This is a genomic window from Chlamydiota bacterium (genome assembly GCA_012729785.1).
Taxonomy (GTDB): domain Bacteria; phylum Auribacterota; class Tritonobacteria; order UBA1439; family UBA1439; genus UBA1439.
This window is the reverse complement of the sequence record JAAYCL010000036.1, coordinates 132,905-155,645: the sequence shown is the minus strand read 5'-3', so window position 1 is coordinate 155,645 and position 22,741 is coordinate 132,905. Positions and strand designations below refer to the sequence as shown.

Annotated in this window: 20 protein-coding genes; 12 read left to right on the top strand and 8 right to left on the bottom strand. The window is 70.7% G+C overall.

Going from position 1 to position 22,741, the window contains the following annotated elements:
• Window positions 1–629 (bottom strand): hypothetical protein (locus tag GXY35_08935; protein NLW94702.1); only part of this gene is annotated, 629 nt, incomplete at its 3' end.
• Window positions 630–814: 185 nt separating this feature from the next.
• Between GXY35_08935 and GXY35_08930 the strand changes: the two genes are divergently transcribed.
• From GXY35_08930 to GXY35_08905, 6 genes are read left to right on the top strand one after another with little or no spacing between them, the layout of a single operon-like run.
• Window positions 815–3,148 carry a glycosyltransferase family 39 protein gene (locus tag GXY35_08930; protein NLW94701.1) on the top strand — a complete coding sequence of 778 codons (2,334 nt, stop codon included), beginning with the start codon at window positions 815–817 and terminating at the stop codon, window positions 3,146–3,148.
• A complete protein-coding gene (locus tag GXY35_08925; protein NLW94700.1) occupies window positions 3,145–4,341 on the top strand; it encodes a glycosyltransferase family 4 protein in 1,197 nt (398 codons plus the stop codon). The genes GXY35_08930 and GXY35_08925 overlap by 4 nt, the downstream gene beginning before the upstream one ends.
• A gap of 39 nt (window positions 4,342–4,380) precedes the next feature.
• Entirely contained in the window at window positions 4,381–6,300 is a 1,920-nt protein-coding gene (gene asnB, locus GXY35_08920; GenBank protein ID NLW94699.1) for an asparagine synthase (glutamine-hydrolyzing), read from the top strand.
• Window positions 6,279–7,250, top strand: coding sequence for an alpha/beta fold hydrolase (locus GXY35_08915; GenBank protein ID NLW94698.1), 972 nt, complete (start codon window positions 6,279–6,281; stop codon window positions 7,248–7,250). The genes asnB and GXY35_08915 overlap by 22 nt, the downstream gene beginning before the upstream one ends.
• A 25-nt stretch (window positions 7,251–7,275) precedes the next feature.
• Window positions 7,276–8,355, top strand: a complete 1,080-nt coding sequence (locus tag GXY35_08910; GenBank protein NLW94697.1) for a radical SAM protein — start codon at window positions 7,276–7,278, stop codon at window positions 8,353–8,355.
• A 38-nt stretch (window positions 8,356–8,393) separates the two neighbouring features.
• Window positions 8,394–9,776, top strand: coding sequence for a 4Fe-4S dicluster domain-containing protein (locus GXY35_08905; protein NLW94696.1), 1,383 nt, complete (start codon window positions 8,394–8,396; stop codon window positions 9,774–9,776).
• A 107-nt stretch (window positions 9,777–9,883) separates the two neighbouring features.
• Here GXY35_08905 and GXY35_08900 read toward each other — a convergent pair whose 3' ends face one another.
• Window positions 9,884–10,522: a hypothetical protein gene (locus GXY35_08900; protein NLW94695.1), complete on the bottom strand. Its 639-nt coding sequence runs from the start codon at window positions 10,520–10,522 to the stop codon at window positions 9,884–9,886.
• A 127-nt stretch (window positions 10,523–10,649) separates the two neighbouring features.
• Between GXY35_08900 and GXY35_08895 the strand changes: the two genes are divergently transcribed.
• The 5 genes from GXY35_08895 (at window position 10,650) to GXY35_08875 (ending at window position 14,718) form a co-directional block, all read left to right on the top strand.
• The gene (locus tag GXY35_08895; protein NLW94694.1) at window positions 10,650–11,477 is read left to right on the top strand and encodes a hypothetical protein; all 828 of its coding nucleotides are present in this window, start codon (window positions 10,650–10,652) and stop codon (window positions 11,475–11,477) included.
• Entirely contained in the window at window positions 11,474–12,571 is a 1,098-nt protein-coding gene (locus GXY35_08890; GenBank protein NLW94693.1) for an FtsX-like permease family protein, read from the top strand. The genes GXY35_08895 and GXY35_08890 overlap by 4 nt, the downstream gene beginning before the upstream one ends.
• Window positions 12,564–13,235: an ABC transporter ATP-binding protein gene (locus GXY35_08885; GenBank protein ID NLW94692.1), complete on the top strand. Its 672-nt coding sequence runs from the start codon at window positions 12,564–12,566 to the stop codon at window positions 13,233–13,235. Before GXY35_08890 ends, GXY35_08885 begins: the two co-directional genes overlap by 8 nt.
• An 89-nt stretch (window positions 13,236–13,324) precedes the next feature.
• Complete coding sequence (locus GXY35_08880; protein NLW94691.1) at window positions 13,325–13,975, top strand: hypothetical protein; 651 nt, start codon at window positions 13,325–13,327, stop codon at window positions 13,973–13,975.
• Window positions 13,972–14,718 carry an outer membrane lipoprotein carrier protein LolA gene (locus GXY35_08875; protein NLW94690.1) on the top strand — a complete coding sequence of 249 codons (747 nt, stop codon included), beginning with the start codon at window positions 13,972–13,974 and terminating at the stop codon, window positions 14,716–14,718. The genes GXY35_08880 and GXY35_08875 overlap by 4 nt, the downstream gene beginning before the upstream one ends.
• Before the next feature lie 34 nt (window positions 14,719–14,752).
• Here GXY35_08875 and GXY35_08870 read toward each other — a convergent pair whose 3' ends face one another.
• The 6 genes from GXY35_08870 to GXY35_08845 all read right to left on the bottom strand — a co-directional run bounded on the left by GXY35_08870 (window position 14,753) and on the right by GXY35_08845 (window position 21,692).
• A complete protein-coding gene (locus GXY35_08870; GenBank protein NLW94689.1) occupies window positions 14,753–19,036 on the bottom strand; it encodes a CoA activase in 4,284 nt (1,427 codons plus the stop codon).
• A complete protein-coding gene (larE, locus tag GXY35_08865; protein ID NLW94688.1) occupies window positions 19,033–19,878 on the bottom strand; it encodes an ATP-dependent sacrificial sulfur transferase LarE in 846 nt (281 codons plus the stop codon). Before larE ends, GXY35_08870 begins: the two co-directional genes overlap by 4 nt.
• A 72-nt stretch (window positions 19,879–19,950) precedes the next feature.
• Window positions 19,951–20,580, bottom strand: a complete 630-nt coding sequence (locus tag GXY35_08860) for an HNH endonuclease (GenBank protein NLW94687.1) — start codon at window positions 20,578–20,580, stop codon at window positions 19,951–19,953.
• Window positions 20,581–20,719: 139 nt separating this feature from the next.
• Complete coding sequence (locus tag GXY35_08855; GenBank protein ID NLW94686.1) at window positions 20,720–20,869, bottom strand: hypothetical protein; 150 nt, start codon at window positions 20,867–20,869, stop codon at window positions 20,720–20,722.
• An 86-nt stretch (window positions 20,870–20,955) separates the two neighbouring features.
• Window positions 20,956–21,432, bottom strand: coding sequence for an HIT domain-containing protein (locus GXY35_08850; GenBank protein ID NLW94685.1), 477 nt, complete (start codon window positions 21,430–21,432; stop codon window positions 20,956–20,958).
• A 26-nt stretch (window positions 21,433–21,458) separates the two neighbouring features.
• Window positions 21,459–21,692, bottom strand: a complete 234-nt coding sequence (locus GXY35_08845; GenBank protein ID NLW94684.1) for a zinc ribbon domain-containing protein — start codon at window positions 21,690–21,692, stop codon at window positions 21,459–21,461.
• A 175-nt stretch (window positions 21,693–21,867) separates the two neighbouring features.
• On the opposite strand from GXY35_08845, the gene GXY35_08840 reads away from it, so the two are divergent.
• A complete protein-coding gene (locus GXY35_08840) occupies window positions 21,868–22,740 on the top strand; it encodes a hypothetical protein (GenBank protein ID NLW94683.1) in 873 nt (290 codons plus the stop codon).
• Window position 22,741 lies beyond the last annotated feature (1 nt).

The following is a 22,741-nucleotide window of genomic DNA, read 5'->3' as shown; positions in this document are numbered from 1 at the left end:
CCGGCTCCCCCGCTCCAGGTGGGAAGGGCCTTGCGGAACGCGTACAGGACGAGCAGGGCCGCGGGGAGTTCCGGGTAGATCAGGTTGGCGTAGAAGATCACCGGCGGGGTGAGGACGACCGCCGCCACGGCCAGCAGGGGGGAAACGAGCGGCACGCAGCCGGGTCGGTCCAAAGAGGCCCGGCCACCGGCCAGGTCGACGCAGAGGAGCCAGGTGTTGACGGCGAGGAGGGCGGCGAGGAGGTTCAGGAGGATACAGGCGAGGGCGCGGGGGGAAAGGCCCGTCCGCAATGCCAGCGCGTAGACGGGCGCGATGAGGAGCGGGAGGCCGGGGGTGTGGATCGACCATGCCTCGCCCCGGGCACAATCCCTCCGCGCGATGTGCCCGCCGCACCGCTCGACGCCGAAACGGCGCCCGTCCCGGTTCAGCGCGTTGTTGTGCAGGTTGAGGTCCCCGTCGACGGCGAGGCTGTGCGCGAGCAGCAGGTACGACGGCTCGTCGCCGGCGAACGCCCTCGTCGCGCGAACGCCCTCCGCCCGGATCCCGACGAGGAGCGAGCGGCAGAACGAGAAGACCGCCAGCGAGGCGACAAACACGGCGAGCGGCGCGAAGGCGGCGCGGGTCTTCATCGGGCGCATTGTACCACGGGCGGCGGATGAGGGACAGGCCGGCGCGGCGCCTCCTCCGCGGTCGCGTATCGGCGCCGCCCCCCCCACGACGGAAGGAATGTGTGGGGGGCCGCTGACCATGCGCCCGCCTTATCCGCCCGGGGCGGCGTTTGCCCTAAAGGGGCGCATTCTGTATACTGGCGTCCGTGAACGCACGACGCAGGGTGTCCCCGCTCCTTCTCGGGGCGGCACTCGCCTTCCTCGCGGGGGTCCCGCGGCTGTGGGACCTGGGGGGGACCGACCTCAACGCCGACGAGCTCACCTGGATCACCCGCGGGCGCCGGTCCGTGGCGTCCCTCGCGGCGGGCAGGCTCAGGGAGGCCACCGCCCCGTTCGGCCACCCCGGGGTCGTGCCGGGGGTCCTGATCGGCGCATCGCACGCCTTTCTCGGCGAGGGTGCCGCCGGACGCTCGCTCGAACTGATGGACCCGATCGCCGCCGCGCGGCTGCCGATCGCACTCGTCGGCACGGCGACCTGCGTCCTCCTCTTCGCCGTCGGCAGGAGATATTTCGGGGACGCGTCGGCGTTCTGGGGGGCCGTCTTCCTCGCCCTCCTCCCCTCGCACATCGCCCTCTGCCGGATCGCGCACATCGACTCCACGCTCACCCTCTTCTTCGCCCTCTCCCTCCTCCTCTACCTCCTGTACACCGCCCGCCCCTCGCCGCTCCTGCTGGCCGCCTCCTCCGCGGCGTGGGCGTTCGCCCTGCTCAGCAAGTCCCCCGCCTTCATCCTTCCGGCCATCCTCCTCTCCTGGAAGCTGTGCGTGCGGCTCCGCGATGGCCGCGGGGGCGCGCCCGTCGCGTCGCCCGCCGACGCGGCGTGGCTCGCCGGCGGCCTCCTCCTGTACGCCCTGCTCTTCACCAAGCTCTGGTACGAGCCCGCCCAGCTCCATTGGAGCGGCTACGGCTCCCGCCTTCTCCCCGCGCGGCGGGCGGCGGAGCTTTTCGAGCGGGCGGCGTCCGTTCCGATCCCCCTCGCCCTGGGCGCGGCGGCGCTCCTGTTCGCCGCCGCGCAGGCGGCGCGGGCCGCGCGCCGCCGGGCGGTCGCCGCCGCCGCCTCGTGCCTGGCCGCCGTCGCCCTCCTCCTCGCCGCCGCGGGGATCTTCCGGAGGCCGCTCCTCAACCACCTCAATCTCGCCTCGAAGGTCTACGCCATCGGCGAGGCGGGGCACATGAAATACTGGATGGGAAGGGTCGTCACGTCGCCGCCGTCGTGGTTCTACCCGTTCATGCTCCTCATCGCCACGCCCCCGGCGCTGCTGGCGTCGCTCTTCGTCGGACTGTTCCTCGCCGGACGGGCGTTCGTCCGCAGGGAGCCGCGCTGGCAGGGGTTGCTGCTCTGCGCGGTCGCGGCGACCGTCTTCATCGCGGTGATGAGTCTCGGCCGAAAGATGGGGTTCCGCTACCTCAGCCCGGTCCTCCCGTTTCTCTGCCTGCTCGCCGGCGAGGGGTTCGCCGCGGCGGGGGCGTTTCTCGGGCGCCTCCTCGGCCCGAGGCGCGCCGTGCAGGCGGCCGCGGGCGCGATCGTCATCGGCGCGCTCTGCGTCCCCCTCCTGAACGTCTTCCCGGAGTTCGACATCTACTACAACGCCCTGGTCGGGGGGCCGGCGGGGGCGGTGAGGATCGTGGCGGTCGGGGCGCGGACCGGGACGCGCGAGGCGGTCGAGCATATCCGCGCCCGCGCCCGCGAAGAGGACGCGGTCTACGCGATGGGGCTCTACAGCGAGTTCCGCCACTACTGGGAGCGCGGGCGGCCCGGCCCCCCGTGCGACATACTCATCAACCGGGCCGCGCCCGCCGACTCCGACTGGCTCGTCGTCCCGCTCGGCCACCGGCTGAAGAACCTCGAGCGGGAGACGCTGCGGCTCTCCCGAGGCCTGCGCAGGGTCCACACCGTCTCCCGCTGCGGCGTCGACTTCATGGAGGTGTACCGGCTGGACGCCGCCCCGCGCCAAGACACCGGAGGCTACGAGGCCGAGCGGATCCGGGCGGCGGGGGGCGCGCAGGTCGAGGACGCGGGCGCCTCGGGCGGGGCGGCGGTGGAAGCCCGGGACGCGGGCGGCAACGAACTGCTCACGGCCGGGCCGTACGCGCGCTACGCGGCGGGACGATGGCGGGCGACCTTCAGGGTCAAGGCGCGCACGATCCCCCCGGGCGGGCCGTTCGGAACGGTCCTTGTCACCGGCGTCTCCGCGGCGGACGCGCTCGCCTCCGCCGACCTGGACCCGTCCTCCGTTCCGCGCGCGGACGTCTGGCTCGACGTCCCGGTCGCGTTCGAGAACGACCGGCCCCGGCGCCTGCAGTTCCGCGTCGAGTCGCGCCTCCCCGCGGGCCTTCGCGTCGACTCGATCCTTGTCGAGCGAATCGGGGCGTTTCCCCCCCTCCCCTCGCCCGAGCGGCGGGCGCCGAACAATCCGCTTCACTTCGAGGAGGAGCGGGGGGTATACTCTCCCCGCACCCCGGAAACGGCGCTCCGATGAAAATCCTGATGCTCGCACCCGAACCGTTTTTCAGCGTCCGCGGTACCCCGTTCAGCATCCGCAACCGTGTGCGGGTCCTCTCCGAACTCGGCCACGAGGTGGACCTCGTCACCTACCACCTCGGCGAGGATATCGCCTTCCCCGGTTTGACGATCCGCAGGATCCCGGCCCTGCCGTTCATACGCCACGTGCGGGTCGGCCCCTCCCCCGCGAAGCTCCCGCTCGACCTCCTGCTGTTCTGGACCGCCGCGGCGTGCTGCGCCCGCACGAGGTACGACTGCGTGCACACGCACGAGGAGGCGGCGGCGATGGGGGTGGCCCTCCGCGTCCTCCTCGGCATCCCCCACATCTACGACATGCACTCGAGTTTGCCCGAGCAGCTCCGCAACTACAACTACCCGCGTCTCCTCCCGGGCCTCTGCGCCCGGGCCGCCCGGCTCTTCGAGCGCTGCGTCCTCCGGCACTCCGACGCGGTGATCGCCATCTGCCCCCACCTGAAGGAGATCGCGCTCGCCGCGGGCGCGCGCGGGAGGGTGGACGTCGTCGACAACCTTCCGCTCGGCCCCGACTCCTGCGAGACCGACCCCGCCGACGCGGCGCGGCTCAGGGCCGAACTCGGGCCGGAGGGGGCGGTGATCGCCCTGTACACGGGCACCTTCGAGTACAACCAGGGGCTGGAGGCGATCGTGCGCGGGATCCCGCGCGTGGCCGCGGCCTGCCCGGACGTCGTCTTCGTCTTCGTCGGCGGCGAACCTCCGCAGATCGAGGCGATCCGGGCGCTCGGGGAACGGCTGGGCGTCGGGAAGCGCCTGATCCTCCCCGGCAGGAAGCCGCCGGAGGAGATGCCGCGCTGGATGGCCGCCTGCGACATCCTCCTCTCCTACCGGCAGATAGGCACCAACACGCCGCTCAAGCTCTACTCGTACCTCCGCTCGGGGAAGCCGACCGTCGCCACCGACCTGCTCGTCCACACCCAGGTCCTCGACCGGGAGACGGCGATGCTGACGGAGCCGACCGTGGAGGCGTTCGCCGACGGGGTCGCCGCGCTGGCGCGCGACCCGGGACTCCGCAACCGCCTCGGGGCGAACGCGCGCCGGCTCGCGGAGCGGCGCTACTCGTACCGGGCCCATTTCGAACGGGTGCGCGACCTGTACGCCCACGTGCAGGCCCTGGCGCGCGCGGGGAGCGCCTGAGGCGCCGCCGTTTTCCGCGCGCTGATCGGGGGAGACGCGATGTGCGGCATCTGCGGCATCGTCGACCGGAACGGGCCTCCCGCGCCCGACGAGGCGCTCGTCGGGCGCATGGCGGCGACGCTCGCCCACCGCGGCCCCGATGACCGCGGCGCCGTGCTCCTCCCCGGCGGCCCCCCCTTCGTCGCCCTCGGCCACACGCGGCTGAGCGTCATCGACCTCTCCTCCGCCGGGCACCAGCCGATGCCGAACGAGGACGGCTCCGTCTGGCTCGTCTTCAACGGCGAGATCTTCAACTTCGCCGAGCTCCGGGCGGACCTCGAAAAACGCGGGCACCGGTTCTCCTCGCGGACGGACTGCGAGGTCGTCGTCCACGCCTGGGAGGAGCACGGCGAGGGATGCCTGGACCGTTTCGTGGGCCAGTTCGCCTTCGCCCTCTGGGATTCGCGCCGCGCAACCCTCTTCCTCGCGCGCGATCATACCGGGATCAAGCCGCTCTACTACCTCCACGAGGGGGGCCGTTTCGCATTCGCCTCGGAACTCAAGGCGCTCCTCGAGCGCCCCGGCATGCCGCGTGAGATCGACCCGCACGGCCTCGACGACCTCCTCACCTACGAGTTCATCCCCTCCCCCCGCACGATACTGAAGGGGATCCGCAAGCTCCCCCCCGCGCACCGCCTCTCCCTCAAAGACGGCGACGCCGTCCTGCGCCGCTACTGGGAGCCCCGCTACGAGCCGGTCCGGCGCCCCGAGGGCGAGCTGTGCGAGCGTCTCCTCTCGGTCCTGCGCGAGGCGGTGCGGAGCCAGCTCGTGAGCGACGTCCCGCTGGGGGCGTTCTTGAGCGGGGGGCTCGACTCGAGCACCGTCGTCGCCCTGATGTCCCAGACGGCCGCGGAGCCGGTGCGGACCCTCTCGATAGGGTTTCAGGACCGGAGCTACGACGAGCTCTCCTACGCGCGGGAGGTCGCGGCGCATTTCGGCACGCGGCACGAGGAGTTCATCCTGCGCCCCTGCGCGCCGGAGCTGGCCGAGAAGCTCGTCCGCCACCTCGACGACCCGATCGCCGACTTCTCCGTCTTCCCCACCTTCCTCGTCTCCCAGGCGGCGCGCCGCCGCGTCACGGTGGCCCTCACGGGCGACGGCGGCGACGAGGTGTTCGGCGGCTATGACACCTACTGCGCCCAGCGGTTGTCGACCCTCCTTTTCGGCGCGGCCCGCCTCCTCGGGAAACCGCCGCTCTCGCGCCTGATCTCTTCCCTGAGACCGCCCGAGAAGAAGAAGGGCGCGGTGAACCGCCTGAAGCGGTTCGCCGAGGGGATGGCGCTCCCCGCCGACCTCCGCCACTTCCGCTGGATGGTCTTCCTCTCGGAGCGCAACAAGCGGGCGCTCTACACCGACGCATTCCGGGACCGGCTCCTCGACGAGGAACCGTACGCCCCGATACGCGCGCAGTTCAGGCGTTTCGCCGGGGCGGACGGGCTGAACCGCCTCCTCGCCGTCGACCTGGCCACCTACCTGACGGACAACTGCCTCGTCAAGACGGACCGGATGAGCATGGCCTGCGCGCTCGAGACGCGCGTGCCGCTGCTCGACCACCGGGTGATCGAGTTCATGGCATCGGTCCCCCCGGAGATGAAGGTGCGCGGTTTCCGGCGCAAGTACCTGCTGCGCAGGGCGGTGGCGGGGATCCTCCCGCCGCGGATCCTCGCGCGCGGCAAGGAGGGGTTCAGCATCCCGATGCGGAGCTGGCTCAGGAAGGAGCTGCAGCCCCTGATGCGCGACCTGCTGTCGGAGGGGGCGTTGCGGCGGCGGGGCTTCTTCAGGCCCGAGGAGGTAGGGCGGCTCGTCACGGAGCATCTGGACGGGCGCGAGAACCACGCGCACCGCCTCTGGGCGCTGATGCTGTTCGAGATCTGGGCGCGGGAGTTCGTGGATCGGCGATGCGCACCATCATGTCGGTAGTGCGACGGATCCTCCCCGCCGCGGCGTGCCTCGCCGCGGGGATTTTCATCGGCGCGGAGGGGGAGCGTCTCTCGACCCTGTTCCGCTGCCGGATCAGGGAGGTCACCTTCTCCGGCCCAAAGCACCACGCGCTCGTGGGCAGGGTCTACCAGCCCCGCGGCCTCCCCGGGCGGCGATACCCCGCGATCCTGTTCGTCCACGGCCTTCTCCCGAAAGGGAAGGACACGCCGCTGTACGTGCACCTGATGCGGCGGCTGGCCCGCAAGGGCTACCTCGTCTTCGCGTTCGACCTGGGCGGCTTCGGCGAGTCGGGCAAGGCCGCCAACTACAACATCCCGCGCGACTGCGATTTCACCCGCGACACGGAGGCCGCCCTGTCCTACATGCTCCGGCACCTCCCCGTGGACCGAACGCGGCTGGCCGTCGCCGGCCATTCGATGGGGGCCAATCTCGCCGTCGCCGTCGGGACGAAAGACGAGAGGGTCGGCAGGATCATCGCGATCTCGCCAGGGAACTTCATGGATACGGCCGGCCCCGAATCGGAGGGGACATCCCCCCTGCAGCGCCGCTTCCAGCGCACCGTCCAATGCGAGATCACCCGCGAGCAGTGGGAGAGGATCAAGGGGCCGCTGAACATATTCCGGTACCTGCCGCTGCGGAGCTCGGCGCAGGTCCTCCTGATCGTCGCCGAGGCCGACGCGGCCAACATCATCGCGTACAGCGCCAGGTTCCACGACCGCCTCGAGGTCCCGAAACGCTTCGTCTCGATCCCCGACGTCAATCACAACTTCGGCTTCGACATCCTCTCCGCGGAGGAGATGCTCGAACCCGCCGGCGTCATCCGCCTCGCGCGGGCCATAGACAAATGGATGGCGGCCCCGTCGATCGGCCGAGGCGGCCGGGAGGGCGCACCGGAGTCGGCGCCGCCGCTCGACCGAGGCGGACGATGATGCTATACTGTGCACGGAAATGACCATGCACCCGGTGAAGATCGGACGCTACGCGTCCACCGCCTTCAATGTCCTGCGCAAGCCGCTCCGCATGCGGAACGCCCCCATCCACCTGATCCTCGAGAACACCACCGTCTGCCCGTTCAGCTGCATCATGTGCTCACGCGCCCGGGAGGTGGAGGATCCGCACCATATGGCGTTCGACCTGTACCGGCGGATCATCGACGAGGTCGATCCGCTCCATCTGTACCTCTCCGCGGCCGGGGAGCCGCTGCTCCACCCCGAGCAGCCAAGGATGATCCGCTACGCATCGGAGAAGGGGATCAAGACCTGCCTCGTGACCACGCTCGCCGCCCACGCCTTCCCCCTCGAGGAGCTCGTGCGCAGCGGCCTCGACCTTCTCAAGGTCTCGATGGACGGGGCGTCCGAGGAGACCTATCGGCGGATCCGCGGGACCGACTTCCACCCGCGCGTGCTCCAGAACGTCGCCCGGATCGGGGAGATCAAGAAACGGACCGGCTCCCCGACCCCGTTCATCCGCTTCCAGTTCGTCGTGCAGAAGGAGAACTTCCGGGAGGCGGCGGAGATCGTCCGCCTCGCGCACCGCTGCGGCGTCGGGGCGGTCTTCTTCAAGCCGCTGTCGATCTTCCGGATCGAGGATCTGGTCGCGGATTTGGTGGGCGGGATTGACCGCGGCGAGTTCGAGACGTCCTTGCGGGAGGCGCGGCGGGTCGCCCGCGAGCTCAAGGTGCGCACCAACCTCGACGACTTCCTCTCCTACCTGCTCCCCCGCCACTGGGAGGCCTACGCGGGGGGGGAGCAGTTCCGCACCCTGGCGCGGCACTGCATCGTGCCATGGTTCTCCACGTTCGTGCGGATACACGGCGAGGTCTCCTTCTGCTGCTACGCCAAGATCCAGGACGCCAAGGTCGGTTCGATGGCCGAGGAGTCCTTCGAACGCATCTGGGCCGGCGACCGCTACCGCGCGATGCGCGCCGTGCTGCGGACCGGGGGGTTCCCGATGCCGGACTGCCGCCTGTGCGTGCCGCAGCGGCTCTCCCATCTGTTCAACTACTGGAAGATCATCCCCGGCTACCACGGCTGACCGCGCGCGGCATCGCGGCGGTTTCCGGAAACGCCCCTATGCGCACCGCGGCGCTCCGAACAGTGAAGGCGATCGTCGAGGCCGGCCTCTGCCACCGGTGCGGGGCGTGCGCGGCGATCTGCCCGCGCGGCGTCCTCGCCCCCGGCGACGATGCCTACCCGTCGTGGACGGGGAGGGAGGAGGCCTGCACCGACTGCGGCCTCTGCGTCCGCGTCTGTACCGGGACCGGGTTCTCGTTCCCCGAGCAGTCGCGCCGCATCCTCGGCGGCGAAACCGGGGTCGGCGACGGGCACGGCCGCTTCCTCGCGGCGTTCCTCGGCCACGCGCGCGATCCCGAGGTGCGGGGAGGCGGGACCTCCGGCGGCGTCGCGACGGCCCTCGCGCTTCACGCGATCGACACGGGGAAGGCGCGCGGGGCGTTCGTCGTCGTCCCCGACGAAACGCGGGGGTGGAAGCCGAAGGCGGCGATCGCGCGCACGCGCGGGGAGGCGGCGGCGGGCGCTTCCTCCAAGTACCCGGCCTGCGCGGCGCTCCACCTGTTCCGGGGGATCGAGAAAAACGGGCCGTACGTCTTCACCGGGCTCCCCTGCCACGTGCAGGCGGTGCGCCGGCTCGCCGAGCTGAACCCCGCGGTCGGGGAATCGCTCGCGCTCGTGACCGGCCTCTTCTGCCACTCCTGCCTCGACCACCGGGCGCTCCGCGACCTCCTCGAGATCTACCGGATCGACGAGGCGGCCGTCGAGCGCGTCGAGTATCGCGGCGGGAAGCTCCCCGGCTACATCCGGGCCCGGATGAAGGACGGCGCCCTGCGGTACCTCCCCTACCCGCACCTCGGCCCCGACCGATACCGGCCCAACGCCAAGGAGTGTCTCACCCTCTTCTTCAAGCTCTACTCCCCCCCCCGCTGCCGCCTCTGCATCGACGCGACATCCGAGTTCGCGGACGTCGTCGTCGGCGATCCGTGGGTGAAGGGGTGGGAGGCGGAGGCGAAGCTCCGCGGCGGCTACAGCTTCATACTCGCCCGCACCGAGCGGGGGCTGGGCGCCCTCGAGAAGGCGCGCGCGGACGGGGCGCTCGTCCTCGAGCCGTTCCCCGCGGAGCGCGTCGCGTCGAGCCACCAGCCGATGGTGCGCATGAAACGCCTGCGCGCCTGCCGCGGCATCGAACGGAGGAGGCGGCGGGGTCTCCGGTTTCCCGACTACGGCTACGCGGCCGTCCCCGCCGCAACGGCAACGCTGCGGGAATCGCTGCGCGCGGCGACCTACCTCGCCGCGGACAGGCCGCGCCTGCGGCGTTTCCTGTTCAGGATTCTGCTCTCGCGGCCGGGACGCCTGCTCGTGGGGGCGATCTTCTTCAGACGGAGGGTCGTCCAAACGCTCGTGGAGAAGGCGAAGCGGCGGATCCGCCCCGCGGGCGCCTGAGCGGCCGCGCACAGGGGCGGATCGTCAACGATGGGGCGTGAAAAAACACCGGGGGCCCCGGAAAGCCGGCCCCCGGTCCGTTCAGGATGTTACAAAGCCGCCCGCGATCACTGCCCCAGCCAGACCTCCACCCGCCCGAGGACGGCCGGACCCTGCCCCGCCTCCTGGTCGAAGGTGATGCAGCCGGGCACCGCGTTCGAGCCGCAATGGAAGTAGCCGTCGAATTTCTCCTCTCCCGTCACGAGGTTCTTCAGGCTGAGCGCGTAGCGCCCCGTTCCCGGGAACCAGTACGAGGAGAGTTCGTACGGCGTGTTCAACTTGTAGCCGATCTTGGATGAGATCGGACGGTAGGTCGGGGGCTGGTCGTTCGCCTGCACGCTGTTGTAGGCCCCCATCGAGTACTTGTAGATCATCGCGCCGCCCGAGGTCCTGACGTTCACCGAGAAGCCGTTGCGGTTGCTCCCCTGCATCATGACCCGGGTCACCACCCGCAAGCGGACGGACGGGATGGTATTCGCGCGCAGCCCCATGCCGCAGCTCCCGCCGAAGTAGTACGCGTACTGGGCGAGCGGGTGCCCGACGAACATCCTCCTCGGCCATCTGAACCCGCCGATCCCGCCCCATGCGCCCTGGCCGCCGCTCCAGTCCTCCGAATAGATCCTCACCGGCGCAGCATCCGCGCCCGCCGCGCACAGCAGCGCGCCCAACCACAGCGCCACGACCGCACACCGCCTCTTCCAGACCATCGCCACCTCCGTTCCGCGCATCCGTTCGCGCGAGGGGGAAGTATACCATCCGGCCCGGGGCGGGGCAAGGGCCTGGGCGGCTTTGGGCTTCAACGGGAGGGGCGATTGTGCTATTCTGCCCCACGCCATGCGAGCGCACCCCCGTCGCCTTCCGCCGCTTCTCCGCGCCCCGCTCCTCGCGCTTACCGCCTTCGCGGTCGCGGGCTGCGCGATCCTCCCGCCGCGCGCCCAGGCCCCCGCGCCGATGCTGACCGCCTCGCGGGAGGAGCTTCTGGCCCGCATCGCCCCGGGCGGAACGGGCGTCCAAACGCTGCAGGCGGCGTACGCCGCCTCGTTCGCCTGTCCCGCGCGGGGGCCCGCGCGCGCATTCTCGGGGATGCTGGCGCTGGAGCGCCCGGGAAAACTCAGGATGCGGGGCGGGGCGGCGATGCTGCCGACCCTCTTCGACCTCCTCGACGACGGCGGCACGATCTCCGTCCACGTGCCCAGGGACCGGGCCCTCTACCGCGGCCGTTCCGCCTCCGCCCTCCCGGGAAGCTTCCCCGACGCGGCGCTCCTCGCCGAAGCGCTCCTCGGCCTGCGCGGCGAAGACGGCCTCGTGCACGCGATGGAGACAAAGCCGGAATGCTATCTGCTCCACTCGTTCGACCCGGTCGCGGCGGCGCTCGCGCGCAGGGTGACGTTCGACCGCCGGGACCTCTCCCCCGTGCGGTACGAGTATTTCGACCGGGAGGGGCGTCTCAGCCGCGATCTCCGATGCGCCGACTTCTCCCCGGCCGACGGGGCAGCCGTTTCGCTCCCGCGGCGGGTGGCGATCGAGGCGCCCGCGGAAGGCGCGCGGCTGCTTCTCCGCCTTTCCGACCTCCGCGTGAACCCCGCCTTCGCCGACGGCATGTTCACGCTCGCCCCGCCCCCGGGGACCGCCGTCCGGCCGCTCGCGGAGTGCGCGCAATGACGAACCTCGTCGTCTCCAACGTCCTCCACCGCAAGACCCGGAGCCTCGTCTGCGTCGCGGCGGTCGGCATCGGCATCGCCCTCTACCTCGTCCTCAACGGCCTCTGCCGGGGGATGATCTCGGAGTCGGCGCAGCGGATGCGCAACACCGGCGCGAGCGTCATCGTGCAGCCGGCCGGCTCCTCGGGCCTGCTCGCCTTCAAGGGGAGCAGCCTCCCGGTGCGCTACGGCGCGGAGATCGAGACCGTCGACGGCGTGGACGCCGCCTGCCCGGTGCTCACCTGGACGACCACGATCGAAAAGGTCATCTACGTGATCTACGGCCTCGACCTCGACCGGTACGAGGCGGTCGGCGGGCGGCTCGAGATGCTCGAGGGCCGCCCCTGGCGCGGCCCCGGCGAGCTCCTCCTCGACAGCCGCCTCGCCGCCGCGAACGGCTACCGCGTCGGCGATCCGATCCCGCTGCTCGGATCCCGTTTCGCCGTGGCGGGGATATTCCGCAGCGGCGTCGGGGCGCGCGTCTACCTGCCGCTCTCGACGCTCCAGGAGACGATGCACCTCGAGGGGATGTGCTCGCTCTTCTTCGTGAAGATCGTCCCCGGCGCCGACGCGGCTGAGGTGGCCGCCCGCATCGACGCGCGCCTGCCGGCGCTCAGGGCGAGCGCGCTCGACCGGTACGAGGACGCGGTGGTGAACGAGATCACCGGGCTCCGCGAGTTCTTCGGGGTCATCACCTCGACGGCGCTCGTGATCAGCTTCCTCGTCATCCTCCTGACGATGTACACGACGATCGTGGAGCGGACCCGCGAGATCGGGATCCTCCGTTCGCTCGGGGCGACCCGCGGGCGGATCCTGCGCCTCGTGGTCGGCGAGTCGCTCCTGCTCTGCGCCCTCGGGGCCGCCGCCGGGGTCGTCTTCACCGTCTCCGCGCGGCTCTGGCTCGCCCGGTCGCACCCGCTCCTGACGATGGAACTCGGCGTCTGGGGTATCGCCCGCTCGACGCTCCTCGCCCTCGCGGGGGGCGTCCTCGGGGCGCTCTACCCCGGCTTCAGGGCCGCCCGCGTGGACCCGGTGGAGGCGCTCAGCTATGAATGACGCGGCCGCCTTCGTCGTCGCCGCGGGGCTCCACAAGATCTACCGGAGCGCGGCCGGGGACTGCGAGGCGCTGCGCGGCGTCGACCTCGAGATCGGGCGGGGCGACTTCGCCGCGCTCGTCGGGCCGTCGGGCTGCGGGAAGTCGACGCTCCTCCACATCGTCGGCGGCCTCGCGGCGCCGACGGCGGGGACGGTCAGCGTCGCGGGGAAGCGCCTGGACGGGCTCGGCGACGCCGCCCTCTCACGCCACCGGGGGAGGACTACCGGCTTCGTCTTCCAGCGGTTCAACCTCCTCCCCACGCTCTCCGTCCGGGGCAACCTGGCCCTCGCCCAGAGGATCCGGGGGCTCGACGAGGCGGGGATCGACGCGCTCCTCGAACGGGTGGGCCTGGCGTCCAAGATGCGCCGCCGTCCCTGCGAGCTCTCGATGGGCGAGCAGCAGCGGGCGGCGATCGCGCGCGCCCTCGCGCACCGGCCCGCCCTCCTCCTCGCCGACGAACCGACCGGGAACCTCGACTCCGGCAACTCCGCCCGGATCCTCGACCTCCTCGGCGAGATGCACCGAGATCTCGGGCAGACGATCTTGCTGGTGACGCACGACCCCGGGGTCGCCGCGGCGGCCGGACGGATCGTCAGGATGCGCGACGGGCGGATCGAGGCCTAAGAGGCGCGTTCACCACGAAGAACACGAAGGACGAAACGGGCCCGTCCTGCAGCATTCCCTTCGCGTCCTTCGCGGCGCGACGCTGAACTATGGAAACGGAACGGCGCCCCCTCTCGGCGGCTCGCTGGTTCTCGTGGTTCGCCGTCTACGCCGCGGCGATGGCCGTTCTCGTCCACTGGCTGTGGACGACCGGGCGCGCCCCACTCGCCCAGCTCGCCGGCTTCGCGCTCGTCGTGAGCTGCGCCTGCCAGTTCTGCCCGATCCAGATCATCCCCCTCTTCCTCTGGATCGGGCGCTCCTGGAACCCGTTCCTCGTCGCCCTCGTCGGCTCGGCGGCGACCGCCGTCGCGAACCTGCACGACTACTACGTCCTCACCGCGCTCCTGAGGGTGGAGCGGATCGACCGGGTGCGGGGCACCGCGTCGTACCGCCGCGCGGCGGAGTGGTTCGCGCGGTGGCCGTTCTGGACGCTCGTGGCCTCGAACATCGTGGTGCTCCCGGTGGACGTGCCGCGCCTCCTGGCCATCTCGACGCGCTACAGCCGCCCCCGGTTCGTCCTCGCGACGCTCGTCGGGCGCTACCCGCGCTACCTGCTGCTCGCCGGCCTGGGGTACCAGCTCAAGCCCAGCAACCGGCAGATCCTCGCCGTGCTGGCCGCCCTCGCGGCGGTCTGGGTCCTGAAGAGGATATGCCAACGTCTGCGCACGGGGCGGCGCGCCCCGGAGGGAGGTGCCGAATGAACACGCTGCGCTCGACGATCCCGGCCGCGGCGCTCCTCATCGCGGGGTGCGCGTCCCCCGCAGCCGCCCCGCCCCCGCCCGCGGAGGCGACGCAGGAGGCGCCGGCGCCTGTCCGCCCCGCCGGGACGGCCGCGTCGCCCGTGGCCCGGACAGGCGGCGTCACGACCGAGGAGGTGTTGAAGAGGATGGAGGAGGCGGGCCGGGCGCTCGTCGCGCTCCGGGCCGACTTCCGGCAGGAGCGGACCTACGCGCTCTTCGGGGAGAAACGCGTCTCCTCCGGCACGATCCGCTACAAGCGGCCGGGGATGATGCGCTGGGAGTACCGGGAACCCGACCGCACCGCGATATTCCTCAAGGAGGGGCGGGCCCTGATGTACATGCCGGAGATCAGGCAGGCGCAGAGGATATCGCTCGCGCGGGACCGGAAGACCGAGTCGCTCCTCATCGGCTTCGGCAACACGGCGGAGGAGATCAGGCGGAACTTCGAGGCCGAGGCCTCCGCCGGGCCCGACGGGATGCCGGTCCTCGACCTCGTCCCGAAATCGGCCGACCTCAAGTCGCAGTTCCAGCGGCTCCGTCTCGTCATCGACCCGGCGCGCGGGATCCCGGTGCGGAGCGAGCGGTTCGAAACGGGCGGGGACACGACCGTCTTCATCTTTTCGAACGTGACGACCGACGCGCCGATGGACGACGCGGAGTTCGACTTCCGCATCCCCCCGGGGACCGAGGTCGTGGAGTACTAGTTTTCACGCCCCGCAGACCGGCGCGCGGGGAGGCCTACGCGGTGCGGACCGGGGGAGCCGCCGCGTCGATGCAGGCGGCGCGGGCCTGGTGCATGAACGCCTCGATGCGGGTACTGTCGTCGATCCCCTTCTGCCCGTCGTAGGTCATGTTGAGCCAGGGGACCATCCGGTTCCGCTCGCGCACCGTGCGGGAGACGGCGGCGGAGACCATCCCGGGCATGCAGGTGAACGGCATCGCGTTCACGATCCCCGACGCCCCTTTGCGGATATAGTCGATCGCCTTCCCGATGGTGAGGATCGCCTCGCCCCCGAAGGTGTGGTGCATGTAGGGGGCGCTCAGGGCGAGCAGCTCCTCGATCCCCGTCTCGTGCAGGTTGAGGAGCATCCCGTCGAATATCGAGAGCAGGCGCGCCTCGTCGATCTTCTGGACCTTCTCCTTGACGAGCCCCTTCAGGAAGTCGACGTACCTCCCCGCGGCGATGCTGTTCTCGAGGTAGCGGTTCGTGGTGTAGAAGACCCACTCGGTGACCGGGGCGACCCACGCCTCCCCGCCGAGCCGCTCGACGAGCGCGACGATATCGTTGTTGCAGAAGCGGTTGCTCCGGACGTAGATCTCCCCCACCACCCCGACGATCGGTTTCCTCCCCCCGCTGCGGTCGATCCGGACCCCGCGGAAGATCTCGCGCACCTGCCGGAGCCGGGCGAAGATCGCATCCCCCCCCTCCTCGATCCCCTTCACCACCAGGCGGAGCGACTCCTCGAAGGCCCGGTTCGTCTCGCCGGGGATGGTCTCGTAGGGGCGGTGCTCGCGCAGAAGCTTCTCGAGGATATCCACCGCGAGAAGGCCGCGCCACGCCAGGCGCCTGAACTCGTTCCCCTTGACGCCGATCGGCGAGGCGTACGAGTCGCTCGACTCCGGCGCGACGATCGGGACGTCCTTCAGGCCGAGGTCGTCGAGGATCATCCGGTGCATCTGGGCGTACTGCCCGAAGCGGCAGGGGCCGGTCGCGGTGGGCATGAAGAAGGCGGCGGTGCGGTGGTCGAAGCCCGGTTCGAAGAGCTTCTTCAGCATGTCGCCCGTGGTCGTGATGAACGGGAGGCACTCCCGCCCCGAGGCGAACTGCCGCCCGATCTCCATCGTGCGCTCGTCCGACTCGGGGAGCGGCTCCGACGGGTAGCCGAAGGCGCGCACCGCCGCGCTGAACGCGTGCGCGTGCAGCGACATCAGCGGCACGTAGAGCGTCCGGCGCCCCTTCAGGGCCACCCGGCGAAACCTCCAGTCGGAGACGGGCGGGGCCTCGCGGAAGTTGGCGAGGCTGTCGACGAACGCCTCGCAGCGGGTGACGATCCCCGCGTCGGCGCTGTGCTCGTCGATCTCGAGCTGGAGATACGGCTTCCCCTCCAGCTTGCTGCGGAAGAAATGCTCGATGAACGAGTCGGGCCCGCACTTGAAGTTGGAGAGATAGACCGCGAAGAGGCGCGGGTCGTTGCGCACGAGCTGGGCGGCGGCCAGGAGGCGCTGCCCGTAGCGCCAGTACATGTTCGGGAACTGGTCGTAGAGGTCGACCGCCTCCGCGTCGAGAAAATCCTGCGGCAGCGGCACGACGCCGAGCGCGCGCAGTTTGCGGGGGAGGTTGAGGTTGACGCCGGCGTCGTTGGTGTTGTACGGCCTTCCCATGACGACCATCGCCCGCCCGTTCGGTCCGAGCGCCTCCAGCGCCTCCTTCGCCACGGCGCGCAGCGCCTCCGAGAAACGGCCCTGCGCCTCCTCGGCCGCCGCGAGCGCCCTGCGGACCGCGGCGGCGGGAAGGCCCATCCCGCGCCCCATCCGCACGAGGGACCGCTCGATGCTCTTCCTCCCGCGCAGATACATCAGCGGCGGCTCGAGGAGCTTCACCGGGGCGCGGTCGAGATCGAGCGCGGAGCGGAGCATGTACGGGATCGCCTGCACGAGCGGGCAGCAGTAACTCTGGGAGACGCGCGTCCGCGGGCGGGCCATGCTGATGACGCTCGGGAGGAACAGGTAGTCGAGCTTCTCGTCGAGGAGGCTCAGCACGTGCCCGTGCACGATCTTGACGGGGAAGCAGGTCTCTGTGGAGAGCCGCTCCACGGAGCGGTGGATGATCTCCGGGGTGGTGCACTCCGACAGCACCACCTCGAAGCCGAGCGCCCTGAAGAACTCCCGCCAGTAGGGGAAGAAGTCGTACAGGTGCAGGACGCGCGGGATGCCGATCCTCCCGCGCGGCGTCCCCCGGGGCGCGTACCGCCGGACGCCGTCGAGCTCCTTGCGGGTCTCCCCCTCCCCCGCCGCCAGGAGCAGCCGCTCCCGGGCGGCGAAATGGTCGGGCAGTTCGCGTTCCCGCCGGTCGTCGCGCACCTCGTACCGCTCGCAGCGGGCCCCGTAGTGCAGCGGACGCTCGCCCGCGAAGGTGACCCGCCGTATCTCGCAGAGGTTGTCGCAGCCGCTGCAGGTGAACGAGGTCGAGTCGAACGCCCTTCGGCTGAGATCGAAGCCGTGGAAGCGCCCCCCCCCGCGCCCGCCGGTCTCCCGCATCGCCAGCAGGGCGGCACCGATCGCCCCGGTGACGTCGTGGTGTGGGGGGACGATGATCTTCTTCCCGGTGACCTTCTCGAACGCCGCGACCACCCCGCGGTTCCACGCCACCCCCCCCTGGAGGAAGATGACGTCGCCGATATGCCGGTCGCCGACGACCTTGTTGAGGTAGTTGTGCACGATCGAGCAGGCGAGCCCCGCCACGAGGTTCTTCTTGCCCATCCCCCGCTGCTGGTGCGCCACGAGGTCCGACTCCATGAAGACGGTGCACCGGTCGCCGAAGCGTCCCGGGCTCTCCGCCTCGAGGGCCAGCGCCCCGAACTCCTCCTCGATGCGGATGCCGAGTTTCTCCGCCTGCTCCTCGAGGAACGAACCGGTCCCCGCGGCGCAGACCTTGTTCATCTCGAAGTCCACGACCGCGCCGCGCTTCAGGCTGATGTACTTGGAGTCCTGGCCCCCGATCTCGAAGATCGTGTCCACGTCGGGATCGAGGTGGACCGCAGCGGTCGCCTGCGCGGTGATCTCGTTCCGGACCACGTCGGCCCCGATGTAGTCGCCGATCAGGTAGCGCCCCGACCCGGTGGTCCCGACGCCGCGGACGCGGACGAGGCGCCCGATCTCGTCGCCGACCTCCTTCAGGCCCCGCCGCACCGCCTCGAGCGGTCTCCCCGCGGTGGGCAGGTAGCGGCGTGAGAGCACGGCGCCGTCGCGGTCGACGACCACCACGTTCGTGCTGAGCGAGCCGATGTCGACCCCGACGTACGCCTCCACCGGCTCCGTTGCCTCGGCCGGCAGCCCCCGCACGGCCCCCGGCCGCGCCCCGCCCTGCGGATCGAGGAGGAGCGGCTCGCAGCCGCCCTCCTCCGTCTTCCGCCGGGCGAAATGGCCTTGGACCGCGTCCGGCCCGCGGAAACGGCCGGCGGTGTCGAGCCCCTCCCCCGCGGCGTAGAGGGCGGCGCCGATCGCCCCCATGGCGGCGTGATGCGGCGGCACGATCAAGGCGCCCGGCTTCAGGCCGAGCACGTCCTCGAACGCCCGCACGACCCCCGCGTTCGCGGCCACCCCCCCCTGGAAGACGATCGGCGGCGTGAAGGCGCGCCCCTTCCCGACGTTGCTCGTGAAACTCCGGGCGACGGCCCAGCAGAGCCCGGCGACGATATCGTAGTCGGGGGTGCCGATCTGCTGGAGGTGGATCATGTCGGACTTGGCGAAGACCGAGCACCTCCCGGCGATGCGCGGGGGGCGCTGCGACCGCAGGGCGCGCTCGCCGAACTCCCGCTCGATCGACAGGCCGAGCCGGCTCGCCTGCTGGTCCAGGAACGACCCGGTCCCCGCCGCACAGACCGTGTTCATCGAGAAATCCTCGATGATGCCCCGATCGGAGGACGGATCGTCCCGGACGAGGATGAGCTTGGAGTCCTCCCCTCCCATCTCGATGATCGTGCGCGCCCCTGGGCAGAGACGCGCGGCGGCGCGGGCCTGCGCGATGATCTCGTTCACGAACTCGGCCCCGAGGATCTCGCAGGCGAGCCTGCCGCCGGAGCCGGTGGCGGCGACCGCGCGGATCAGATGGAGCGGATGCGCGGCGAGGAGCTCCCGCAGCATCCCCTCCATCACGGAGAGCGGGTGGCCCCGGTGCCGCCGGTACCAGGCGCCGAGGAGCGCCCCGCCGGAATCCACGACCGCCGTCTTGACGCTCACCGAGCCGACGTCGATGCCGACGTACCGCGGGCCCTCGGGGGGTGCGACGGGACGGGCGCTCATCGCCTCCCCCTCCGCGTCCGCCTGGGCCCCTTCGCCCCGAGCGCCTCGTTGAGGCTCCCCGTCCGGTACCCCTCGAGGTCGACGGAGACCGCGGTGAATCCGAGGCGCCTGAGCGCACGCGCCGCCGAGAGGCGCGCGCGGCGGGAGACAAACGCGCCGACCTGCGCCGGGTCGACCTCGATCCGCGCCGCCGTGCCGTCGGCGCGCACGCGGACCCGCCGGAAGCCTTCGGCCCGCAGCAGTTCCTCGGCCCGTTCCACGCGGCGCAGCGCCGCCCGCTCGATCGGCCGGCCGTAGGGGATGCGCGACGCGAGGCAGGCCGCCGGCTCGCGGTCCCAGCCGGGAAGCCCGAGCCGGCGCGAGAGCAGGCGGACATCCCGCCGGGTGAATCCCGCGTCCCTGAGCGGGCTCAGGGCGCGCATCTCCCGCGCCGCCCGTTCGCCGGGGCGGTAGTCCCGGGAGTCGTCCCGCTGGGACCCGAGCGCGACCGCCGCGATCCCCTCCCTCGCGGCGACGGCCCGCAACGCGCCGAGGAGCCCGCGTTTGCACCAGTAGCAGCGGTCGGCGGGGTTCTCCCTGAAGCGCGGATCCTCGAGTTCCCGGGTCCTGACAACGCGGTGCCGGACGCCGAGCCGGCGCGCGATGCGGCGGGCCTCCCGCCGCTCGGCGGCGGGGAAGGTCGGGGAATCCGCCGTCACGGCGAGCAGACGCCGCCCGAGCACGGACGCGGCGACCGCGAGCAGCAGCGTGCTGTCCACCCCGCCCGAGTAGGCGACGAGCAGGCTCCCGAGGGAGGCGAGGCGCCGCTTCAGACGCTCGTGCTTTACCGTCAGTGCGTTCATAGTCTCACGTGCCGTGCGGGGAAACCGGGGCGCGGTACCGCGGGGAGGGGCTGCGGGTCCGTGCGCGTTTGCTCACCCGGCGCCGCCGAGGATCTGGACGTTCCACGCCGCGGGGTCGAGGAACTGCTCCCAGCTCGCGCAGACGCCGCGTCTGAAGGCGATCTGATTGAACGGGGACCAGCGCGGCTTCTTCGGCTGCCGGAGCAGCCCCATGCCGGAGGACTCGAGCGTCTTCTCGCCCTTCTTGAGGTTGCACTCCACGCAACTGCAGACGAGGTTGGTCCAGGTGGTCGCCCCCCCCAGCCTGCGGGGGACGACATGATCGAGGTTGAGATCCTGCTCCCTGAACGGACGGCCGCAGTACTGGCAGATGTTGCAGTCGCGCAGGTAGATGTTCCTGCGGGTCAGCTTCACCTCCCGCGCGGGAAGGCGCTCGTAGGCGCGGAGGATGATGATCTCCGGGAGACGGATTTTCATCGTCACCGTCGCGACGTACTCGGCGCAGCGGTCGTCGTTCCAGCGCATCGCGGCCCAGCGGGGGAAGTCGCACACGGCGAACGACCCGTTCTCCCGGTAGATCACCTGCGCGGCGCCGCGGTACACGAGCGAGAACGCCCGCCGCATCCCGCAGACGTGCACCGGCTGCCAGAGCCGGTTGAGGACCAGCACGCTCCTCGAAAGCTTGGGTTCATCGCGTTTCATAGCGGGGACACAGTATACCGCGGCGGAGCGGGACGGTCAAGCGGACGGGGCGGGCCGTGGGAGGAACGGCCGGGGCGCCGGGGGGGCGACAGACGCGCCGCGAAGCGCGATGCGCGGCAGGACGCTGCGTGACGAGGGGTCAGGCGTTCGCCGGCGCCTCAACCGCGCACGGCTTCTCGGCCGTCTGCTTGTCGAGACACCTGATCAGCCTGCCGGTTTCCGGACGCAACTCGCACCGGTCCTTCTTTACGCAATCCTCGCAACAGCCATGCAGTTCCCGCCTCGACATACCCGATCCTCCCGTTTGATCCTCGATTTCGAATCCCGCGCCGCACTCGTGTCATCATAGCCGATGGACCGGCGGCGAAAAAGCATTTATTTTTTCCCTCCGCGGAGGAGGGCGTACATCTCGTCGAGCGACTGCGGAATGACCTTGGTCCCCGCCGTGACCGGCATGAAGTTGGTGTCCCCCTCCCATCGCGGCACCAGGTGGACATGGAGGTGGCCGGCGACCCCGGCGCCCGCCGCCATCCCGAGGTTGATCCCGACGTTGAATCCCGCCGGGGAGAGCGCCGTTTTCAGGAGGGCGACGGAGTCTTTGACAAGCAGGATGAGCTGATGGAGTTCCGCGGAGGTCAGCTCCTCGAGGCCGGCGGCGTGCCTGAACGGCGCGACCATCAGATGTCCGTTGTTGTACGGGTAGCGGTTGAGCATCGAGAAGCAGCTTTCGCCGCGGACGACGATATGGTTCAGGCGGTCGTCGCCTGCGGCGGGCTTGTCGCAGAAGATGCACCCCTCGGGCGCCCCCCGGCCGACGTACGCGCTCCGCCACGGCGCCCAGATCCGTTCCATCGCGTTCACCTCCGAATCGCGGCGCCTCACGAGGCGCGGCAGCTCCGGCAGCGCCCCGGCGCGGGCCGGCACCCCGCACATCCGCCCCCCGCCGAGCCGCCCCGTCCCGCGGCGCCTGAAATGCCGAAACAGGAGATGAGCCGCCGCGCTCGATGCGCCCCGCAGGCGGGACAGGCGCGTCGCGCCGCGGGCGGACCGCTCCGCTCGAGACGTTCGAAGACCTCCCCGCAGGAACCGCAACGGTACTCGTAGAGCGGCATCGGTCGATATCCCCCTGCACGAGTATAGCAGGATTTCCACCTGTGCGAAGGTGAATGACGCGCGGAGGTGAACGGACCGAAAAAAGATTTGTAATGCCCTCCCCCGCTGGTATACTTATAGCGCACGGGGGTACGTCGCACAGTGGGCCGATCATTCATCCGGGAGGGGATATCCATGGAAAGGCGAGTCGGAAAAAGCGTCATCACCCTATTTCTCTGCCTCGTGGTGCTCTCGGCCCTCATCTTCGTCTTTTTCGAAAGCAACCGGAGCGAGCCGACCGCCCTGGCGACGAACGTCCTTCCCACGCCGACGCCGCCAACGCTCGTGGAGCTGGTGGATCCGCGGGCGTTCACCAGCGTGATGGACGAGTACGACTACGACCTGTTCCGCAAGACCGGCGAGGACCGTTACGAATACGTTGCCCCCCCCGCCTACGACTACGCCTCTCCCTCCTTGATCGATCGTCTTTCCGTTGGGGAGCTCGGGATCGCCACCGATGAGATCGATCCCGCGAGCCGCGAGACGACGATCCACCTGACGCTCGCGCAGGCGCCCCCCGCGACCCCCGTGGTCACCCCGACGGCCGATCCGCCGCTCGCCGGGTCGCCGACGCCCACGCCCCGCCCGACCGTCACGCCGTTCCCGGTCATGCTCGGCGAATACAAGGCACTCACCTACTACATCACGCCGGCCACCAAGACCGTCATCCTCGACGGCGGCGCCTCCACGGCGACGGTCCAGATAATGCCCGACGTCGTCGACGCCTATTTGGCCGTCCGGACGCCCGCGGGGAATCTCGTCTTCATCACCACGTTCTCCTACACCCGCATGAACTACACCTCGCACCCGGTGCCGATCGTGAGGAATTCGCAGATCCAGAATCTCAAGGGCCCCATCTTCATCTTCAAGATGACCAGCCTGAACCTGCCCGGGCACTATAAGATCTACGCGGTGATGGTGCCGCCCGGCGCGAACGTCTGGGACTCGAGAAACTGGATCAGCAACCTCGCCACGCTACAGATGAACTACGGCGTCATCGCGGAGTAGC